The organism is Stutzerimonas azotifigens, from assembly GCF_013522725.1.
In the GTDB taxonomy this organism is placed as follows: Bacteria; Pseudomonadota; Gammaproteobacteria; order Pseudomonadales; family Pseudomonadaceae; genus Stutzerimonas; species Stutzerimonas azotifigens_A.
In genome coordinates this window covers 235,801-251,739 of sequence record NZ_JAAMRF010000008.1, presented here as the reverse complement: position 1 = coordinate 251,739, position 15,939 = coordinate 235,801, and the positions used below count along the sequence as shown (strand labels likewise).

Genomic DNA, 15,939 nt, shown 5'->3' with positions numbered 1-15,939 from the left:
CCTGCGAGGAGCATCGACCGTGCGCCCTTCCCGTGGTGAAGGGCCTTGTTCCGCCCTCCGAGGTACCCCTTCATGTACGTAAGAGTCTTCGCCGCGCTGTGGCTGTTGGCCTGTGTCGGCCTGGGGCTGATCGCCTGGGGATTCCAGGCGCCCTTCGCCTACGACCCGGTGGGCCCGCGCGCCTACCCCTTGCTACTGATCCTCCTGATGGCCTGCGGCTCGCTCTGGCTGCTGGTCAAGCCTAAAGGCGAGGCGACGCCCGCCTTCGACTGGACGATGGCCAGCCGCGTGGCCCTCTGCATCGCCGCGCTGCTCGCCTACGCCCTGCTGTTCGAGCCCCTGGGCTTCGTCATCAGCACCGCGCTGGCCGGCTTCTGCATCGGCCTGCTGTTCAACGGCCGACTCTGGGCTTGCGCTCTGAGCGGCGTACTGCTCGGCGTGCTGCTTTACGCCTTGTTCGACTATGCACTCGACGTGCCGCTGCCGCTCGGCGTGCTGCGCTTCCTGGAGAGCTGATATGGAAACCCTGAATTTCCTGATGCAGGGATTTGACGTCGCCACCCGGCCGACCAACCTGCTGGTGGCACTGTTCGGCGCGTTCGTCGGTACCGTCGTGGGCCTGCTGCCCGGCCTCGGTCCGATCAATGGCGTAGCGCTACTGCTGCCGCTGGCCTTCGCCCTCGGACTGCCGCCGGAAACCGCGTTGATCCTGCTCGCCGCGGTGTACCTCGGCTGTGAATACGGCGGTCGCATTTCGGCGATCCTGCTCAACGTCCCGGGCGACGCCGCCGCGGTGATGACCACCCTCGACGGCTACCCGCTGGCCCGCCAGGGCAAGGCCGGTATTGCGCTGTCGCTATCGGCGGTCAGCTCGTTCATCGGCAGTATCATCGCCACCTGCGGCGTGGTGCTGTTCGCTCCGCTGCTGGCGAAATGGGCGGTAGCCTTCGGCCCGGCCGAATACTTCGTCCTGATGATCTTCGCCATCGCCTGCCTCGGCGGCATGGTGGGCGACAAACCGGTGAAGACCTTGATGTCGGCCCTGATCGGCCTGACGCTGGCCACGGTCGGGGTGGACTCGACGACGGGTGTCTACCGCTTCACCTTCGACAGCGTGAGCCTGTCCGACGGTATCCAGTTCGTCATCGTGGTGATCGGCTTCTTCAGCGTCAGCGAGATCCTGCTGATGCTGGAAAAAACCCACAGCGGTCAGCAGGTGGTCAAGGCCAGCGGCCGCATGCTGTTCAATGCCAAGGAGTTCGGCCTGACCTTCTGGACCATGATCCGCAGCGCCACGGCGGGCTTCGTGATCGGCACCCTGCCCGGCGCCGGTGCGACCATCGCCAGCGCCATGACCTACATGACCGAAAAGCGCATGGCCGGTGAAAAGGGCCGTTTCGGTGATGGCGACCTGCGCGGTCTCGCCGCACCGGAAGCGGCGAACAACGCCTCGGCCTGCGGCTCGCTGATCCCGATGCTGACCCTCGGCGTCCCCGGCTCCGGCACCACCGCGGTGATGATCGGCGCACTGACGCTCTACAACATCACGCCCGGCCCGCTGTTATTCGAACAACAGCCCGACGTGGTCTGGGGCCTGATCGCCTCGCTGTTCATCGGCAACGTGATCCTGCTGGTAATGAACATCCCGCTGGTGGGCCTGTTCTCCCGCATGCTCAGCGTGCCGAACTGGGTCCTGGTGCCGGTGATCACCGCGATCAGCCTGGTCGGCGTCTACTCGGTGCACAGCACCACCTTCGACCTGGTGCTGATGATCGGCCTCGGGGTGTTCGGCTACCTGCTGCGCAAGCTTGACTTCCCGCTGTCCTCGCTGATCCTGGGCTTCGTGCTCGGCGAGATGATGGAAGACAACCTGCGCCGCGCCCTGTCGATCTCCAACGGCGAGCTGGGCATTCTATGGGGCAGCCCGATCACCCTGACGCTCTGGGCGTTGGCGATCTTCATGCTGGCGATGCCGGGCATTCGCTGGGCGCTCAAGCGTCGTCGCGCGGCCACGCAGGCCAATGCCTGACATGCGGGGCCGACTTCCCGCCTGGTGGGCAACCCCCTTGGTCGGCGCCGTCGGCGGCTGGCTGGCCAGCCTGGCCGGCTGGCCACTGCCCTGGATGGTCGGCTCGCTGCTGGCGGTGATCGCGATCCGCTGCTGCGGCTGGCTGGTCGAAGAAGTTCCGCGCGGTCGTCAGGTCGGGCAATGGATCATCGCCAGCGCCATCGGCCTACACTTCACCAGCGAGGTGATGGAGCAGGTCCTGAGCCACTTCGGGGTCATCTTCGTCGGTGCCGTCGGAACGCTGCTGCTCGGGTTGATCGGCATCTATGTCCTGATGCGCGGCGGCGTCGATCGCGCCACCGCGTTCTTCGCAAGCATGCCGGGGGGCGCCAGCGAAATGGTCAACCTCGCAGCCCGCCACGATGCGCAACCGGCCCGGGTGGCCGCCTCCCACAGCTTGCGTCTGCTACTGGTTGTACTGGTGGTCCCGGCGCTGTTTACCTGGAGCCTGCCGCCGGTCGAGCCGCCAGCGCCCTACCCCGTCAGCTGGCCGTGGCTCGCGCTGCTGATGCCGGCCGGCGCGCTGCTCGCGCTCCTGTGGAAGCGCCTGGGCCAACCCAACCCCTGGATGCTCGGCCCGCTGACGGCCTGCGCCATCGCCGCGGTCGCTTTCGACCTGCATGTGGGCCTGCCGCCTGAAGCCGGCAAGTTTGGCCAGTGGCTGATCGGCTGCTCGCTGGGGTGCCATTTCGACCGGCCGTTCTTTCGCAACGCCCCGGGCTTTCTGATGCGGGTACTGCTGTTCACCCTGCTGGCAATGATCGCCGCCGCGGTGATGGCCGAAGGGCTTGGCTGGCTGGCGACGCTGAATCAGACCTCGCTGATGCTGGGCATGATGCCCGGCGGCATCACCGAGCTGTGCCTGACCGCCGAAGCACTGCAGCTGTCGGTGGCCCTGGTCACTGCGCTGCAGGTGCTGCGTCTGTTCCTGGTGATGTTCCTCGCCGAGCCGCTGTTCCGCCTCTGGCTGCGCGCCAAACCCTGAGCACACGCGGGCGCCTGATACAGGCGCCCGTGCAGTGTTAGCCGAAGAACCAGTAGCAAACCCCGATGGCGGCCAGCACGCCGGCGAAGTCGGCCGCCAATGCACAGCCCACCGCATGCCGGGCGCGCTGGATGCCCACCGCGCCGAAGTACACCGCCAGCACATAAAAGGTCGTCTCGGTGCTGCCCTGCACCGTGGCGGCCAGCAGCGCCGGGAAGCTGTCCACACCCTGGCTCTGCATCGTCTCGATCAGCATTGCCCGCGCTGCACTGCCGGAGAACGGCTTGACCAGCGCCGTCGGCAGCGCGTCGACGAAGCGTGTGTCCCAGCCCAGTACTTCGACCAGCCAGCGAATGCCGTCCAGCCCGAAGTCGAGCGCACCCGAGGCGCGCAGCACGCCAATCGCGCAGAGCATGGCGATCAGGTAGGGCAGCAGGCTTTTCGCCACGTCGAAGCCTTCCTGCGCACCCTCGACGAAACTTTCATAGACCGGCACCTTACGCAGCGCCCCGACCAGGAGAAAGGCAATGATCAGGCCGAACAGCGTGAGATTGCCGAGCAGCGACGACAGCGAGGCCAGTGCGGTCGCCGAGAGGCCGGCCAGCAGAGCCATGAAGCCGCCGAGCAGCAAGGCGCCCGGCACCAGGTACATCAGCACCACCGGATCCCAGATCCGCAGCCGCTGGACCAGTGCCACGGCGAGCAGCCCGGCCAGGGACGAGGCGCTGGTGGCCAGCAGAATGGGCAAAAACACCAGGGTCGGATCGTCGGCGCCCTGCTGCGCGCGGTACATGAAGATGGTCACCGGCAACAGGGTCAGCCCCGAGGTGTTGAGCACCAGGAATAGGATCTGCGCGTTGCTGGCGATGGTCTTGCTCGGGTTGAGCTCCTGCAACGCACGCATCGCCTTGAGTCCGATTGGCGTGGCCGCGTTGTCCAGGCCCAGCCCGTTGGCGGCGAAGTTGAGGGTGATCAGCCCCAGCGCGGGATGGCCGGCCGGCACTTCGGGCATCAGCCGCCGGAACAGCGGGCCCAGCAGGCGCGCCAGCTGTTCCACCAGCCCAGCCTTTTCCGCGATGCGCAGGAAGCCGAGCCACAGCGTCAAGGTGCCGAACAGTACGATCATCACCTCGACGGCCAGCTTGGCCATGGCAAACAGGCTTTCCACCAGCGCGGCAAAGACCGTGGGGTCGCCGCCGATCAGCCAGCGTGCCGCGCCGGCCACAGCGGCCACCAGAAAAAAGCCCAGCCAAAGGCCGTTCAGCATGTCGTTCTCCCGTGTAAAGGTGACGGCGATGATAACGGCGCGGACGCGCCAAGGTCACCCAACGGACAGAGCCGGCTGGAATACCAATGAAGGCGATCTGATCGACCAGAGGAAGAATCGGAAGAGCATATAGGTGCAGGCACTGCCCGCCCCATGAGTAAGACGAGATAGCTGAGACCAGAGGCGGCCCTCTTGCCGCCTCTGGCTTCAGCCGTGCCGAACCTGATCCGCAGTTGCGGAGGTACTCCCTGTACCCCTAGGTCGCTCCGACTCACCTCGTCAAAGCGTCCCGATCCCATGGCTCGCCCCTTCCGGGGGGATGGCTACCGAGACGATCGCATCGACCGCCTCCGGATGGGTTGGGTTCGTCGCTCAGTTGCTGAACACGAACCCCGAATTAGTGGCATCCAGTGCCTGGAACATTCCCTGGGTTGCAGCCGCCCTCACGGGCGGCTATGGATGCATCAGACTCGCGGACCACGGCCACGGCCGAAGATCAACGATGCTACGAAGAGCACCAGGAACACTACGAACAGGATCTTGGCGATACCGGTTGCAGTACCCGCGATACCACCGAAGCCCAGAACAGCAGCGATGATGGCGATGATCAGAAAGGTAATAGCCCAACTCAGCATGGTGTTTCTCCTCTTGGTGTGGAACCGCTTCAGTCGCTCAGGAACAGCTCCGTTCGACTGCATTTTTTCTTCTGCATGTGCTGTCCGCTTTGGCCAGTACTCGGGACTCGTTCAATGCCCGATTCAGCAGCGCGAGGCTGGAGCACATCGCAACCGCCAGGCAGGCTGCCAGTACCGCAAAACACGCCAGCCACATACGACGCCCTCCTCAAAAGACCCAACGCTGCTGAACCGTCGGCTGGGCATACTCAAGAGGCCGAGGTGCCTGACGGTTCTGAGCGAACTCCATTGGTTGAGCGTCATACATCCGGATTCGTTCCACTGATTCTTTCTGTGCCTGGCTGAGCGGTTGTGACATGGGGCTTTCGGCACCCATGATCAGCATGACTACAGCACCTGTGAGGAAACCTTTGCTGGCAAGAGAGAGGCTGGCCTCGCGTTTCATCCCACAACTCCTTTTACTAAGCACACCGGATAATCTTGCTAAGGACATTGCAGCCTGCGTGCCAGCCTTCGATCGAAATTTTTCCCTTTAAAATCAATTAGTTAATTGAACTAAAAATAACCGTCACGCTTAAATTGCACGATGCACCTTTTTAATGCCGGGCTTTTTGCATGACTGCTTGAAAGCCCGGCGGCGTCCCTTCAGTGCATGCTCTTTTTCAGGTTGCGCATACGATCGTGACAGGCGCGGATCTTGGGCAACTCGATGGCGAGCAACGCTCGTACATCGGGCTCGGCATCCTCGAGCGCATCTTCGAAGGCGTGCAGGATCCGATCTTCGGTCTCTTCAAGCTGGTCGACGAACACGGTGGCCTCGTCACCCAGCTTGGCCTTGGTATCGGCATACATTTCGCGCATCTTTCCGAGCATCGTCCCGCCTTGAGCAGGCTGTTCATGATGGGCGGCGACCTTGACGGACAGCGCCTGGATCACGTGGGTCTTTGCCTGGGCCATGTCGCGGAACAGGTGCTGCAGTTCCACATCCTTCACTTCCTCAATGGCGTGCTGATAGAAGTGCTGCCCGTCGCGGGTAATTTCGATCAGTTCGTTGAGTTGAGTCATTGCTCGGCTCATGGTGTTCTCCTTTGCGGTTAGTTGACTTGCAGTTGCTCGGCACTGACGTCGCGTACCCCTCGGATGCCGCGTGCCGTCTCTATCGCCCGCTGCCTTTGCTCGGCGCTTTCGACCTTGCCGCTCAGGACCACCCTTCCCTCACGGGTATCGACGGAAATTCCGAGCCCATCGAGGTCGCGCTCATACAACAGGGCGCTTTTCACTTTGCTGGTGATCCAGGCATCGCTGAGAGAGGCTTGCACGTCATCGGCGGCGGCAGCGGCCTTGCCGGCGGTACTGGGTCCCCCGCCGACCGTGATCTGATTGATCACCGAACGAACCGCCTCGGTGGTCTTCGCCAGCCGTTCGGCCTGGGCCTTGCCCGCCTCGGTTTGCGAGCGCCCGGTAAGGGTCACAACGCCATCGCGGGTATCGACATTGATATCAAGGCCTTCGGTTTCACGGTTCCACAGCAGCTCGGACTTGACCGTCGCGGTAATGGCGCCGTCGTCCAGCCGCTGCGACACGGTGGACCCCGTGCTCCGCTGGCCGTCGGCCGTAGCATCCGCAGCGATACGTATCTCGTTGTCGACGCGACTCACACCCGGCACGTCGCGGGCGATACGTTCGGCGAGTTCCTTCTCGGCGCCGTTGCTGACATCGCCGAGCAACAGCACATGGCCGCCGGCCACCTCGGCTCGAAGCGAATGTCCCCTGAGGCTTGAACTCTCCGACAGCGCACGTTCGACCGAGTGCTCGAGCGCCTCGTCCTGTGCCGCAGCGGGCTGCGCCTGGGCGCCTGGCGCTACCGTCAGCCAGGCGGAGGCTGCGAGAGCAGCGGCCAATGCGCCGAATCGCTGATTCATGGCTATCTCCTTGCTTTGCAACGAATGCATTCAGAGCGCTGGTCGCAAGCGCTGTGCCAACCCTGGGCGAGGCGCGACGGCGGTTCCAGAGCCGCCCGCCTGAGGCCAACCATGCAGGGTGCAGGATGGAGTGCGCTCGGCCGTGCAACTTGCACGGCGTTTTGTAGACTAAGCAAGGCGCTGAGCTGCCCCGATGGGCAGCTGCGCTGGAAATGGCTATTGTGCCCAGCTGTTTTAACCCAAGGCCTGCCAACCGCAGGCCAGAACGAGTGAAATCACCCATGGATCAAACGACGGATACTGGCGGCCGTATTCTGCTGGTGGATGACGAGGCCGCAATTCTGCGGACCTTCCGCTATTGCCTCGAAGACCGCGGCTATACCGTCATGACCGCCGCCAGTGCTGCCCAGGCCGAAGCCATTCTGCAGCGCCAGGTCTTCGATCTCTGTTTTCTCGACCTGCGCCTGGGCGAGGACAGCGGCCTGGACGTTCTGCAACAGATGCGCGTACTGGCGCCCTGGATGCGCGTGGTCATCGTGACCGCTCACTCGGCTGTCGACACTGCCGTCGACGCGATGCAGGCCGGCGCTGCCGACTACCTAGTCAAGCCCTGCAGCCCCGAGCAGCTGCGCCTGGCCGCGGCCAAGCAGCTGGAAGTCAGGCAGATGGCGGCGCGTCTCGAAGCCCTGGAAGGCGAGGTTCAGAAGCGCAGCGATGCCCTGGGCTCCCACAGCCCGGCGATGATGGGCGTGCTGGAAACCGCCCGGCAGGTAGCCGACACCGACGCCAACATCCTGATTCTCGGCGAGTCAGGCACCGGCAAGGGCGAACTGGCCCATGGCATCCACAACTGGAGCCGGCGCGCGAAGAAAAACTTCGTCACCATCAACTGCCCGTCACTGTCGGCCGACCTGATGGAAAGCGAGCTGTTCGGCCACAACCGCGGGGCCTTCACCGGCGCCACCGAAAGCACCCTGGGCCGGGTCAACCAGGCCGACGGCGGCACCCTGTTCCTCGACGAGATCGGCGACTTCCCGCTGGCCCTGCAGCCCAAGCTGCTGCGCTTCATCCAGGACAAGGAATACGAGCGGGTCGGCGATCCGGTCACCCGTCGTGCCGATGTGCGCATCCTCGCCGCCACCAACCTCAACCTCGAGGAGATGGTGCGCGAAGGCAAGTTCCGCGAAGACCTGCTCTATCGCCTGAACGTCATCACCCTCAACCTGCCGCCAATGCGCGAGCGTCCCGAGGACGTGATCGCACTGGCCGAGCGCTTCCTGGCCCACTTCGTCAAGAACTACGGGCGCCCGGCACGCGGCTTCAGCGATGCCGCTGTCGCCGCACTCAAGGCCTACCGCTGGCCTGGCAACGTGCGCGAGCTGCGCAACGTGATCGAACGCGCCAGCATCATCTGCCCGCAGGCGATGATCGAGGTCAACCACCTCGGCCTTGGCGAACAGGCCGCCAGCAACGCACCGCGCATCGGCGAGCCGCTTAGCCTGGAAGAACTGGAAAAGGCCCACATCGCCGGCGTACTGGCCAGCAGCGAAACCCTCGACCAGGCCGCCCGCACCCTCGGTATCGACGCCTCTACGCTCTATCGCAAACGCAAGCAATACGGTCTATGAAGCTTCAGATGAAGCTGCGAACCCGACTTTTCCTCGGGTTCTCGGCACTGATGACGGTGGCGCTGCTCGGTCTGTTGCTGGCTCTGGTCAGCGTGATGCAGATGGCGCAAAGCCAGGAACGGCTGATCCGCAACAACTTCGGCATCATCGAGATCAACCAGAAGCTGCGCCAGTCGCTGGGCAACCACATGGTGCTGCTGCTCAAGAAGAGCCCCGACCCTTCCGCCTTGGCGGAGGTCCGCGAAGCGTTCCAGACGACGCTGGCCAGAGGCATCAGCGAAGCCCCCGAGCAACTCGACCAGCAGACCTTCGAGCGGATCGGCGAGGCTTATGCGCGCTTCACGCAGGCCGCCGAAGCCCCCAACAGCGATGCGCTCAGCCTGTTCGAAGACGGCAACCACCTGAGCCAGGCCTTCAACGACGTGCGCAACCTCATGGCCGACATGCAGCAGGCGGCCTACGATCATATCCGCGACACCGAGATCCGCGGCCGCGACCGTGCCTTGCTGCTGGCCGGCCTGCTCGGCCTGACCGGGGTGGCGGTACTGGTGATCGGCTTCATCACCGCCCACAGTTTCGCCCGCCGCTTCGGCGACCCCATCGAGCAGCTGTCGGCCGCCGCCGACCAGATTGGCCGGGGTAACTTCAACGTCGTCCTGCCTGCTTCACCGATCGCCGAAGTGTCTTCGCTGATCCGCCGCTTCGGGCTGATGGCCGAGGCGCTGCATCAATTCAAGCAAACCAACGTCGAAGCCCTGGTCGATGGCCAACAGCGTCTGCAGGCGCTGCTGGACAGCATCGACGATGGCCTGTTGATCGTCGACCGCAACGGCCACCTGGAGCACGCAAACCCGGTCGCCCAGCGCCAGCTGGCCTGGGAGACGGAACACCTCGGGTCGAGCCTCGGCGAAGCGCTCGGCACACCCGAACTCGACTCCGCCGCACAGCAGGTCCTCAACGACCAGCCGCTGGCCGCCCCGCCGGAAGACCTGGTGATCGAGGCCGATGGCGAAAAACGCCTGCTGGCCTGGCGGATGAGTCCGGTCAACCACCAGGACGGCCGCATCAGCGGGGCGGTGATGGTGCTGCATGACGTCACCGACCAGCGCACCTTCGAGCGCGTTCGCAACGAGTTCGTGCTGCGCGCCTCCCATGAGCTGCGCACCCCGGTGACCGGCATGCAGATGGCCTTCAGTCTGCTGCGCGAACGGATGAAATTCGCACCGGAAAGCCGCGAGGCGGACCTGTCGATCACCGTTCACGAAGAGATGCAGCGCCTGGTCGGGCTGATCAACGATCTGCTCAACTTCTCCCGCTACCAGAGCGGCCAGCAGAAGCTCGACCGCTCTCCCTGCGACATTGCCGAGCTGCTCGGCCAGGCCCGCGAGCGCTTCCTCATGCAAGCGCAAGCGCTGGGCATCGAGCTGAACCTGGAGCTGCAACCGCCGCTACCGAGCCTGCTGCTGGATCGCTCGCAGATGGATAGGGTGCTGGACAACCTGCTCAGCAATGCCCTGCGCTATACCCCCAAGGGCGGTGAGATCCGCCTGTTGGCGCGACGCCACGGCGAGCGGGTGATCCTGAGCGTCGAGGACAACGGCGAAGGCATCCCCTACAGCCAGCAGGCGCGAATCTTCGAGCCTTTCGTGCAGATCGGCCGCCGTCGCGGCGGCGCCGGACTGGGGCTTGCCTTATGTAAGGAAATCGCCCAGCTGCATGGTGGCAGGATCGGCGTGCACTCGCGTATCGGTCATGGGACGATCTTCTACGTCGCCCTGCCAGTCTAAAGGGCAAGCAGGAGCCCTCCCATGCCGAGCCTCAACCCCAGCCGCGAGCAGCTGGAGCAATTCGCCCGCACCATGCCTTCGGCCGTGCCTATCCTGATGCTCAACCTGCTGCGCTACAACGAGCAGGCGGCTTACCCGCCCGGGAGCAGCCACCGCCCATGCAGCGGCCGCGAGGCGTACGCCCGCTACAGCCGGGTGGCCCTTCAGCATCTACGTGCCGTGGGCGCTGAAGTGGAAATCATGGCCCAGGCGCACGCCGCGCTGATCGCGCCGCCTGGAGAAGACTGGGATGAGCTGCTGCTGGTCCGCTACCCATCGAAAGACGCATTCCTTTCGATGATTGCCAACGATGATTACCTTGCCGCCAGCGAACACCGCACCGCTGCACTCGCCGACTCACGCCTGATCGGCACGTCTCGGCGCTGACACTCAGCCGCGACGCTGATCCGCCAGGGCCTGCAGCATGGCGGCGGTCTCGGCATCGGGCTCACCGTCGAAACGCGTCGGCCGATACTTCATCTGGAAGGCGGCGATCACATTGCGGGTTTCCAGATCCAGATGGCCGTGGCGCGGGACCTTGTAGCCCTCGGCGCCCAGCGCTTCCTGGAACCAGGCCACATCGGGCAGCTGCAGCGCGTAAGCCGCCTGGTACGCGGCCACTCGATCGGCCTGCGGCCAGGGAATCAGCCCCTCGTCGGCCAGGCGCTTCCAGGGGAACAGCGGACCGGGGTCGACCTTGCGCTGGGGCGCGATGTCACTGTGGCCAATGATCGCGCCGGGCTTGAGTCCGTGGCGCTGCATGATGTCCTTGAGCAACACCACCAGCGCATCGATCTGCTTCTCACCGAAGGGATACCAGAGCCGACTGCCCTCGGGGCCTTCCTGATAACCCAGGTTGATCAGTTCGATGCCTATCGAGGTCGCGTTGAGCCAGGTGCGTCCTTGCCATTCGCTCTCGCCGGCATGCCAGGCACGGCGGTCTTCATCCACTAGCCGGTAGATGGTCGCCGGCGACTGACCGATCAGGTAATGGGTACTGACGTTGTTGCCGCCCAGCAGTGTCAGTGACCGCTCGAGATCCGCTGAGGTGTAATGCACGATGATGTATTGCACCCGGCTGTCATGGCCGGTGGAGCTGTGGCGGGTATCGATGCGCGGCCCGCTGGCGCAACCGGCCAGAAACAGGAACAGCGCGGCGATGGCGGCGATTTTCATGGATGACCTCTGATCGACAACTGGATGACTCGAGATCGGACGGCACCCGTTGCGGGCGGTCCCGATGCGGCGAAAACAGCGGCGCAGTATATCAGCCGGGTTGTGACACCCGGTCGGGTGGGTAACGACAGGATGTGTAGGCTCAGCCGAGCTCGACGCGGTTGCGGCCGCCGTGCTTGGCCCTGTAGAGCGCTTGGTCGGCGCGCTCGAAGACCCGCTCGGCACTGTCGCCAGTGCGAAACTCGCTCAGGCCGACCGACGTGGTGATCTGCACGCGCTCGCCCTTGAAGTGGAACGGGCAGCTCTCGATACCGGCGCGCAGGGTATCGGCCAGCTGGCAGCCCGCCTCTTCCCCCGTGTCGGGTAGCAGCAACACGAACTCCTCGCCGCCAAAGCGAGCGATGAAGTCGGTCTTGCGCAGGCGCTTGCGCAGCACCGAGGCGATGATCTTCAGTACCCGGTCGCCGGCCAGGTGGCCGTAGAGGTCGTTGATACGCTTGAAGTGATCGATATCCAGCACCGCCAGCAGCAGGCTGCCGCGCGAGCGCTGCCAACGGGCCATCTCGAGCTCCAGACGCTCCTCCCACGCCGCCCGGTTGCCAAGACCTGTGAGCGAATCGCGCTGGGCCTTCTCGCGTTGCTCCTCCAGGTGTTTGCGCAAGCCGATCGCGGTCTCCTCGAGCGTCGTCACCCGGTCGACCAGGGTCTGCAGACGGTCGCCGAGCACCTGTTCCTGCTCGCTACGCTGTTGGCGGTAGGTATCGACGGTGCCGAGCATGCCATCCAGACGCGCCTCGATGGCGTGCTTGAGCGCCGCCAGATCGGTGGCCTGCTGCACACTGTCATGCAGGCCGTCGACGTGCATGCGCAGGTCGGCATCCAAGGTATCGGCGGCGAGCTGGTTCTGAGCGTGGCCCTCGCGGGCCTGCTCAAGGTTGTCCTGCATGGTTGCCAGGCGATCGTTGAGCAGCGTCAGATAGCTTTCGAATTCGCGCTGGCCAAGGTCGGCGACCGCCAGCATCAACACCGCCAGGTCATCGAGCACCGGCACCAGCTCGTACCAGTTGAGCCCGTGCTCGATGCGCTCGCGAAGTGCCTGGGCCTGGGGCTGGTGATGTTCGGGCAGCTTCAGCTCGTCGAGCAGGCCGCGCAGCGTCGCCTCGACATGCTCGGCGATCACACTGTAACCCGGCTCCGGAGAGACCGGCAGCGCGAACTCAGGATCGTCCGCCTCCACCGGCTCGGGCTCGAGGCGCTCGGCAACCGGCTGGGGAGGGTGCGCCAGCCTAGGTTCCGCTTGCGACACCTCTTGCGCGGCCTGTACCGCCAGCACCGCCAACGACTGCGCCGTCTCGGCGGCCAGCTCTTGCTCCTCGCAGCTTGACGGACTGCTTTGCAAGGCCGTCACGGCGACGGCAGCGACAGGCTGCGATGTCGACGAGGCGCTCTCACCGATGGACGCCGCGGCCTCCCGCGAACCGAACAAGCGCTGCAAGAAGCTACCGCGACCGGCTTCGTCCGGCTCCAGCTGGCTCAACGCCTGGCGCTGCAACTCACTGAGCTCGCTGAGCAGCGCCGGCAGCTCGCGCGCTTGCCCTGCCCGCTCCTGGAGCGTCTTTGAGAAGCGCTTGAGCGGCTTGCTCACCTCGCGAGGCAGGGGCAGCTCGAGCAACTGACTCACCAGGCGCTGGAGCGCAGCGGCCAGCTGCTCGATACGCGCCTGGCGCCGCGTTTCCGAGTCCAGCACGGCCTTTTCCAGCCGCGGTACCAGGGCACTGAGGCCAGCATCCAGATCGCCCTGGCGCAACAGCTCTCGCATCTCCAGCATGCACTGGTCGACAGCCTTGTCCGCGCCCTCGACCGCCAGGCTGCTGCGCACCAGGCTGCGGCGCAAAAGATCGACCCGAGCGTTCCAGCGCTCTTCCAACTGGTCCTGCTGTTCGAGGCTTTGCAGGTATTTCTCTTTCCAGCGCAACGTATCGTCGTTCATGGGGAAAGATCGGTCGAGGGCAACGAGTCTGCCTGGGAGTGGCCGGGCAGGCGGATTTCGACCGCTACCGGCAAATGATCGGAGATCGGCTGGGCGAGTATCTGAAAACGCTCCAGCGCAAGGCTCGGGCTCAGCAGGATGTGGTCAAGGCAGCGCTGCGGCCGCCAACTGGGGAAGGTCGCCTCGATTTGTGGCGCAAGCAGGCCCAGGTCGCGCAGCGGGGATTTTTCCAGCAGGTCGCTGGCATGGGTATTCATATCGCCCATCAACACATGGTGGCGATAGTCGCCGAGCAGTTCGCGAATGTAGGCCAGCTGCCGCGTACGGGTTCGAGCACCCAGGGCCAGATGCATCATTACCACGATCAGTGCGTCCCTGCCTTCGCCGAACCTGAGCAGAATCGCGCCACGTCCAGCAGGGCCCGGCAAGGGATGATCCTCCAGCGCCCCGGGCTCGAGCCTGCTGAGCAACCCATTGCTGTGCTGGGCAAAATGGCCCAGGTTGCGGTTGAGCTGTTGATACCAGTAGGGGAACGCTCCCAGCTGCGCCAGGTGTTCGACCTGGTTGACATAGCCCGAACGCAGGCTGCCCCCGTCGACCTCCTGCAGCGCCACCAGGTCGTAATCGCTCAGAAGCTCGCCGATGCGCTGCAGGTTGCCGGCCCGCCCAGGGTGAGGCAGCAAGTGCTGCCAGCTGCGGGTCAGGTAATGGTGGTAACGCTGGGTACTGATACCGACCTGGATGTTGAAGCTGAGCAGCCGCAGACGACCATCGGCCGGTAGCCCGCTCGCATCCAGGCAGTGCGAGTTGACCTTGGCCTGACACGGGCCGGCCAGACGTGGCGAACTCCAGCGGCGAAGCATGAGCGGTTACCGGGCTGCGCGTTCTTTTTCGATCAGGAAGTCGGCGACCTCCAGGGTACGCTGCGGACCGCCCGCGCTGCCCAGATCGAAGCGGTATTTGCCGTTGACAATCATCACCGGCACACCCGTGATCTGATACGCCGCGCCCAGCTTCTTCGCTTTCTCGATGCGCCCTTTCACGCCAAACGAATTGTAGGCCTTGAGAAATGCATCCTTGTCGACACCCTGCCCAGCCAGGAACGCGGCCATTTCGTCGGGCGTGGCCAGCTTCATGCGCTTGTTGTGGATCGCGTCGAATACCGCGTCATGCACGTCGTGCTCGACACCCATGCTGTCCAGGGTAAGAAACAGTTGGCCGTGGATGTTCCAGACGCCACCGAACATGGCCGGGATGCGCTTGAACTCTACGTCGTCGGGCAGTTGCTCGACCCAGGGATTGATCACCGGCTCGAACTGGTAGCAATGCGGGCAGCCATACCAGAACAGCTCGACCACTTCGATCTTCGAAGGCTCGGCGACAGGAACGGGGCTCGACAGCTCGACGTATTCCTTGCCAGCCTGGAATTCAGCGGCCTGAGCATTCAGACCGAAGAGGCTGAAACCGGCAAATACGGCGCTGAGGATGAATGTACGCATGATGACTCCTTGGCGGAAAACGACAGCCGGCTACCGTCTAGGGTCACCGGCGATGGGCAGGTTGCAGCAAATTGGCAGCGCTCGCTAGCGTTTTTCTATCGCTGCGGCACATTGCGCGTCCCCAGAGTGTAGCGGGGCGTAAAAACAAAAAGGGCGGCCAGGCTCATAGCCTGACCGCCCTTTCGCTGTCGCCGATTGGCGTGTGATCAGTGCAGGCCCTGGATGTAGCTGGCCAGCGCCTCGATGTCACGGTTGCTGAGCTTCGCCGCGATGCTGCGCATGATGGCCGCGTCGCCGTCGTTGGTGCGATCACCTTCACGGAAGTCGGTCAGCTGCTTGGCGATGTATTGTGCGTGCTGCCCACCGAGGTGCGGGAAGGCGGCCTGGGCGTTACCTACGCCATCAGGTGCGTGGCAGCCGGTGCAGGCGGGCATGCCGAGGTCGAGCTTGCCGCCGCGATAGAGCTCTTCGCCGCGCGCGACCAGTGCCGGATCGGCCATGCCAATGGTCATCTTCTGGCCGGCGAAGTAGGCGGCCAGATCGGCCAGATCCTCATCGGAGAACGGATCGAGCATGCCGGTCATTTCCAGCACTTTGCGACCAACGCCTTCCGGGGCGCCAGGTGTGGAACCGGCCTTGATGTCGTGCAGCTGCTTGAGCAGGTAGCGCTCGCCCAGACCGGCCAGCTTCGGGAAGTTCGGAGCGGGGCTGTTGCCATCCGCGCCGTGACAGGCGCCACACACCGCCGCCTTGCTCTGACCGGCTTCGGGATCGCCAGCCGCGTGGGCCATACCGGTGATGCCCAGGGTCAACAGCAGACTCACGAGTACTTTGTTCATCAGCTCATCCAACTACGGCTAAGGGTTTGTAAGGGACTCTTCGCGCCAGCATTCGGGTGTCCTGCCCTTACGCTGGCGCTTCTTATAAGCAGCATCGCCGCGCC

The 15,939-nt window shown here is 64.4% G+C and carries 16 protein-coding genes; 6 read left to right on the top strand and 10 right to left on the bottom strand.

Going from position 1 to position 15,939, the window contains the following annotated elements; all coding sequences use genetic code 11:
- Positions 1–72: 72 nt before the first annotated feature.
- The 3 genes from G7026_RS16580 to G7026_RS16570 are packed head-to-tail and all read left to right on the top strand — an operon-like array spanning position 73 to position 3,053.
- Complete coding sequence (locus G7026_RS16580) at positions 73–516, top strand: tripartite tricarboxylate transporter TctB family protein (protein WP_181072017.1); 444 nt, start codon at positions 73–75, stop codon at positions 514–516.
- Position 517: 1 nt separating this feature from the next.
- Positions 518–2,029 (top strand): tripartite tricarboxylate transporter permease, encoded by a 1,512-nt coding sequence (locus G7026_RS16575; RefSeq protein WP_181072016.1) that lies wholly within the window; start codon positions 518–520, stop codon positions 2,027–2,029.
- Between the two features lies 1 nt (position 2,030).
- Positions 2,031–3,053 (top strand): AbrB family transcriptional regulator, encoded by a 1,023-nt coding sequence (locus G7026_RS16570; RefSeq protein ID WP_181072076.1) that lies wholly within the window; start codon positions 2,031–2,033, stop codon positions 3,051–3,053.
- Between the two features lie 37 nt (positions 3,054–3,090).
- On the opposite strand, the gene G7026_RS16565 is transcribed toward G7026_RS16570, so the two are convergent.
- From G7026_RS16565 to G7026_RS16545, 5 genes are all read right to left on the bottom strand, one after another.
- Complete coding sequence (locus tag G7026_RS16565; protein ID WP_181072015.1) at positions 3,091–4,320, bottom strand: nucleoside recognition domain-containing protein; 1,230 nt, start codon at positions 4,318–4,320, stop codon at positions 3,091–3,093.
- A 464-nt stretch (positions 4,321–4,784) separates the two neighbouring features.
- Positions 4,785–4,955, bottom strand: coding sequence for a DUF1328 domain-containing protein (locus tag G7026_RS16560; protein ID WP_003282841.1), 171 nt, complete (start codon positions 4,953–4,955; stop codon positions 4,785–4,787).
- A gap of 208 nt (positions 4,956–5,163) precedes the next feature.
- Positions 5,164–5,400, bottom strand: coding sequence for a hypothetical protein (locus G7026_RS16555; protein WP_181072014.1), 237 nt, complete (start codon positions 5,398–5,400; stop codon positions 5,164–5,166).
- 200 nt (positions 5,401–5,600) lie between these two features.
- Positions 5,601–6,032, bottom strand: coding sequence for a PA2169 family four-helix-bundle protein (locus tag G7026_RS16550; protein ID WP_181072013.1), 432 nt, complete (start codon positions 6,030–6,032; stop codon positions 5,601–5,603).
- A gap of 17 nt (positions 6,033–6,049) precedes the next feature.
- Positions 6,050–6,877: a BON domain-containing protein gene (locus G7026_RS16545; RefSeq protein WP_181072012.1), complete on the bottom strand. Its 828-nt coding sequence runs from the start codon at positions 6,875–6,877 to the stop codon at positions 6,050–6,052.
- Between the two features lie 281 nt (positions 6,878–7,158).
- Here G7026_RS16545 and algB point away from each other — a divergent pair, with 281 nt between their 5' ends.
- The 3 genes from algB to G7026_RS16530 are packed head-to-tail and all read left to right on the top strand — an operon-like array spanning position 7,159 to position 10,718.
- The gene (gene algB / locus G7026_RS16540) at positions 7,159–8,505 is read left to right on the top strand and encodes a sigma-54-dependent response regulator transcription factor AlgB (protein ID WP_138406422.1); all 1,347 of its coding nucleotides are present in this window, start codon (positions 7,159–7,161) and stop codon (positions 8,503–8,505) included.
- Complete coding sequence (locus tag G7026_RS16535; protein ID WP_181072011.1) at positions 8,502–10,292, top strand: KinB sensor domain-containing domain; 1,791 nt, start codon at positions 8,502–8,504, stop codon at positions 10,290–10,292. Before algB ends, G7026_RS16535 begins: the two co-directional genes overlap by 4 nt.
- A gap of 21 nt (positions 10,293–10,313) precedes the next feature.
- Positions 10,314–10,718: a DUF1330 domain-containing protein gene (locus G7026_RS16530; protein WP_181072010.1), complete on the top strand. Its 405-nt coding sequence runs from the start codon at positions 10,314–10,316 to the stop codon at positions 10,716–10,718.
- A 3-nt stretch (positions 10,719–10,721) separates the two neighbouring features.
- Here the strand turns inward: G7026_RS16530 and G7026_RS16525 are convergent, their stop codons facing one another.
- From G7026_RS16525 to G7026_RS16505, 5 genes are all read right to left on the bottom strand, one after another.
- Entirely contained in the window at positions 10,722–11,507 is a 786-nt protein-coding gene (locus tag G7026_RS16525; protein WP_181072009.1) for an N-acetylmuramoyl-L-alanine amidase, read from the bottom strand.
- Positions 11,508–11,649: 142 nt separating this feature from the next.
- The gene (locus G7026_RS16520) at positions 11,650–13,497 is read right to left on the bottom strand and encodes a diguanylate cyclase (RefSeq protein WP_181072008.1); all 1,848 of its coding nucleotides are present in this window, start codon (positions 13,495–13,497) and stop codon (positions 11,650–11,652) included.
- Entirely contained in the window at positions 13,494–14,360 is an 867-nt protein-coding gene (locus G7026_RS16515) for an endonuclease/exonuclease/phosphatase family protein (RefSeq protein WP_181072007.1), read from the bottom strand. The genes G7026_RS16520 and G7026_RS16515 overlap by 4 nt, the downstream gene beginning before the upstream one ends.
- Positions 14,361–14,366: 6 nt before the next feature.
- Complete coding sequence (locus tag G7026_RS16510; RefSeq protein ID WP_181072006.1) at positions 14,367–14,996, bottom strand: thiol:disulfide interchange protein DsbA/DsbL; 630 nt, start codon at positions 14,994–14,996, stop codon at positions 14,367–14,369.
- Positions 14,997–15,202: 206 nt separating this feature from the next.
- Positions 15,203–15,835: a c-type cytochrome gene (locus G7026_RS16505; RefSeq protein WP_181072005.1), complete on the bottom strand. Its 633-nt coding sequence runs from the start codon at positions 15,833–15,835 to the stop codon at positions 15,203–15,205.
- Positions 15,836–15,939: the final 104 nt, after the last annotated feature.

Excerpts from the sequence above, each read along its gene's own strand:
- G7026_RS16550 (WP_181072013.1), bottom strand. The coding sequence starts at position 6,032 with ATGAGCCGAGCAATGACTCAACTCAACGAACTGATCGAAATTACCCGC.
- G7026_RS16560 (WP_003282841.1), bottom strand. The coding sequence starts at position 4,955 with ATGCTGAGTTGGGCTATTACCTTTCTGATCATCGCCATCATCGCTGCT.
- G7026_RS16545 (WP_181072012.1), bottom strand. The coding sequence starts at position 6,877 with ATGAATCAGCGATTCGGCGCATTGGCCGCTGCTCTCGCAGCCTCCGCC.
- G7026_RS16565 (WP_181072015.1), bottom strand. The coding sequence starts at position 4,320 with ATGCTGAACGGCCTTTGGCTGGGCTTTTTTCTGGTGGCCGCTGTGGCC.
- G7026_RS16520 (WP_181072008.1), bottom strand. The coding sequence starts at position 13,497 with ATGAACGACGATACGTTGCGCTGGAAAGAGAAATACCTGCAAAGCCTC.
- G7026_RS16570 (WP_181072076.1), top strand. The coding sequence starts at position 2,031 with ATGCGGGGCCGACTTCCCGCCTGGTGGGCAACCCCCTTGGTCGGCGCC.
- G7026_RS16530 (WP_181072010.1), top strand. The coding sequence starts at position 10,314 with ATGCCGAGCCTCAACCCCAGCCGCGAGCAGCTGGAGCAATTCGCCCGC.
- G7026_RS16510 (WP_181072006.1), bottom strand. The coding sequence starts at position 14,996 with ATGCGTACATTCATCCTCAGCGCCGTATTTGCCGGTTTCAGCCTCTTC.
- G7026_RS16575 (WP_181072016.1), top strand. The coding sequence starts at position 518 with ATGGAAACCCTGAATTTCCTGATGCAGGGATTTGACGTCGCCACCCGG.
- G7026_RS16580 (WP_181072017.1), top strand. The coding sequence starts at position 73 with ATGTACGTAAGAGTCTTCGCCGCGCTGTGGCTGTTGGCCTGTGTCGGC.
- G7026_RS16525 (WP_181072009.1), bottom strand. The coding sequence starts at position 11,507 with ATGAAAATCGCCGCCATCGCCGCGCTGTTCCTGTTTCTGGCCGGTTGC.
- algB (WP_138406422.1), top strand. The coding sequence starts at position 7,159 with ATGGATCAAACGACGGATACTGGCGGCCGTATTCTGCTGGTGGATGAC.
- G7026_RS16505 (WP_181072005.1), bottom strand. The coding sequence starts at position 15,835 with ATGAACAAAGTACTCGTGAGTCTGCTGTTGACCCTGGGCATCACCGGT.
- G7026_RS16555 (WP_181072014.1), bottom strand. The coding sequence starts at position 5,400 with ATGAAACGCGAGGCCAGCCTCTCTCTTGCCAGCAAAGGTTTCCTCACA.
- G7026_RS16515 (WP_181072007.1), bottom strand. The coding sequence starts at position 14,360 with ATGCTTCGCCGCTGGAGTTCGCCACGTCTGGCCGGCCCGTGTCAGGCC.
- G7026_RS16535 (WP_181072011.1), top strand. The coding sequence starts at position 8,502 with ATGAAGCTTCAGATGAAGCTGCGAACCCGACTTTTCCTCGGGTTCTCG.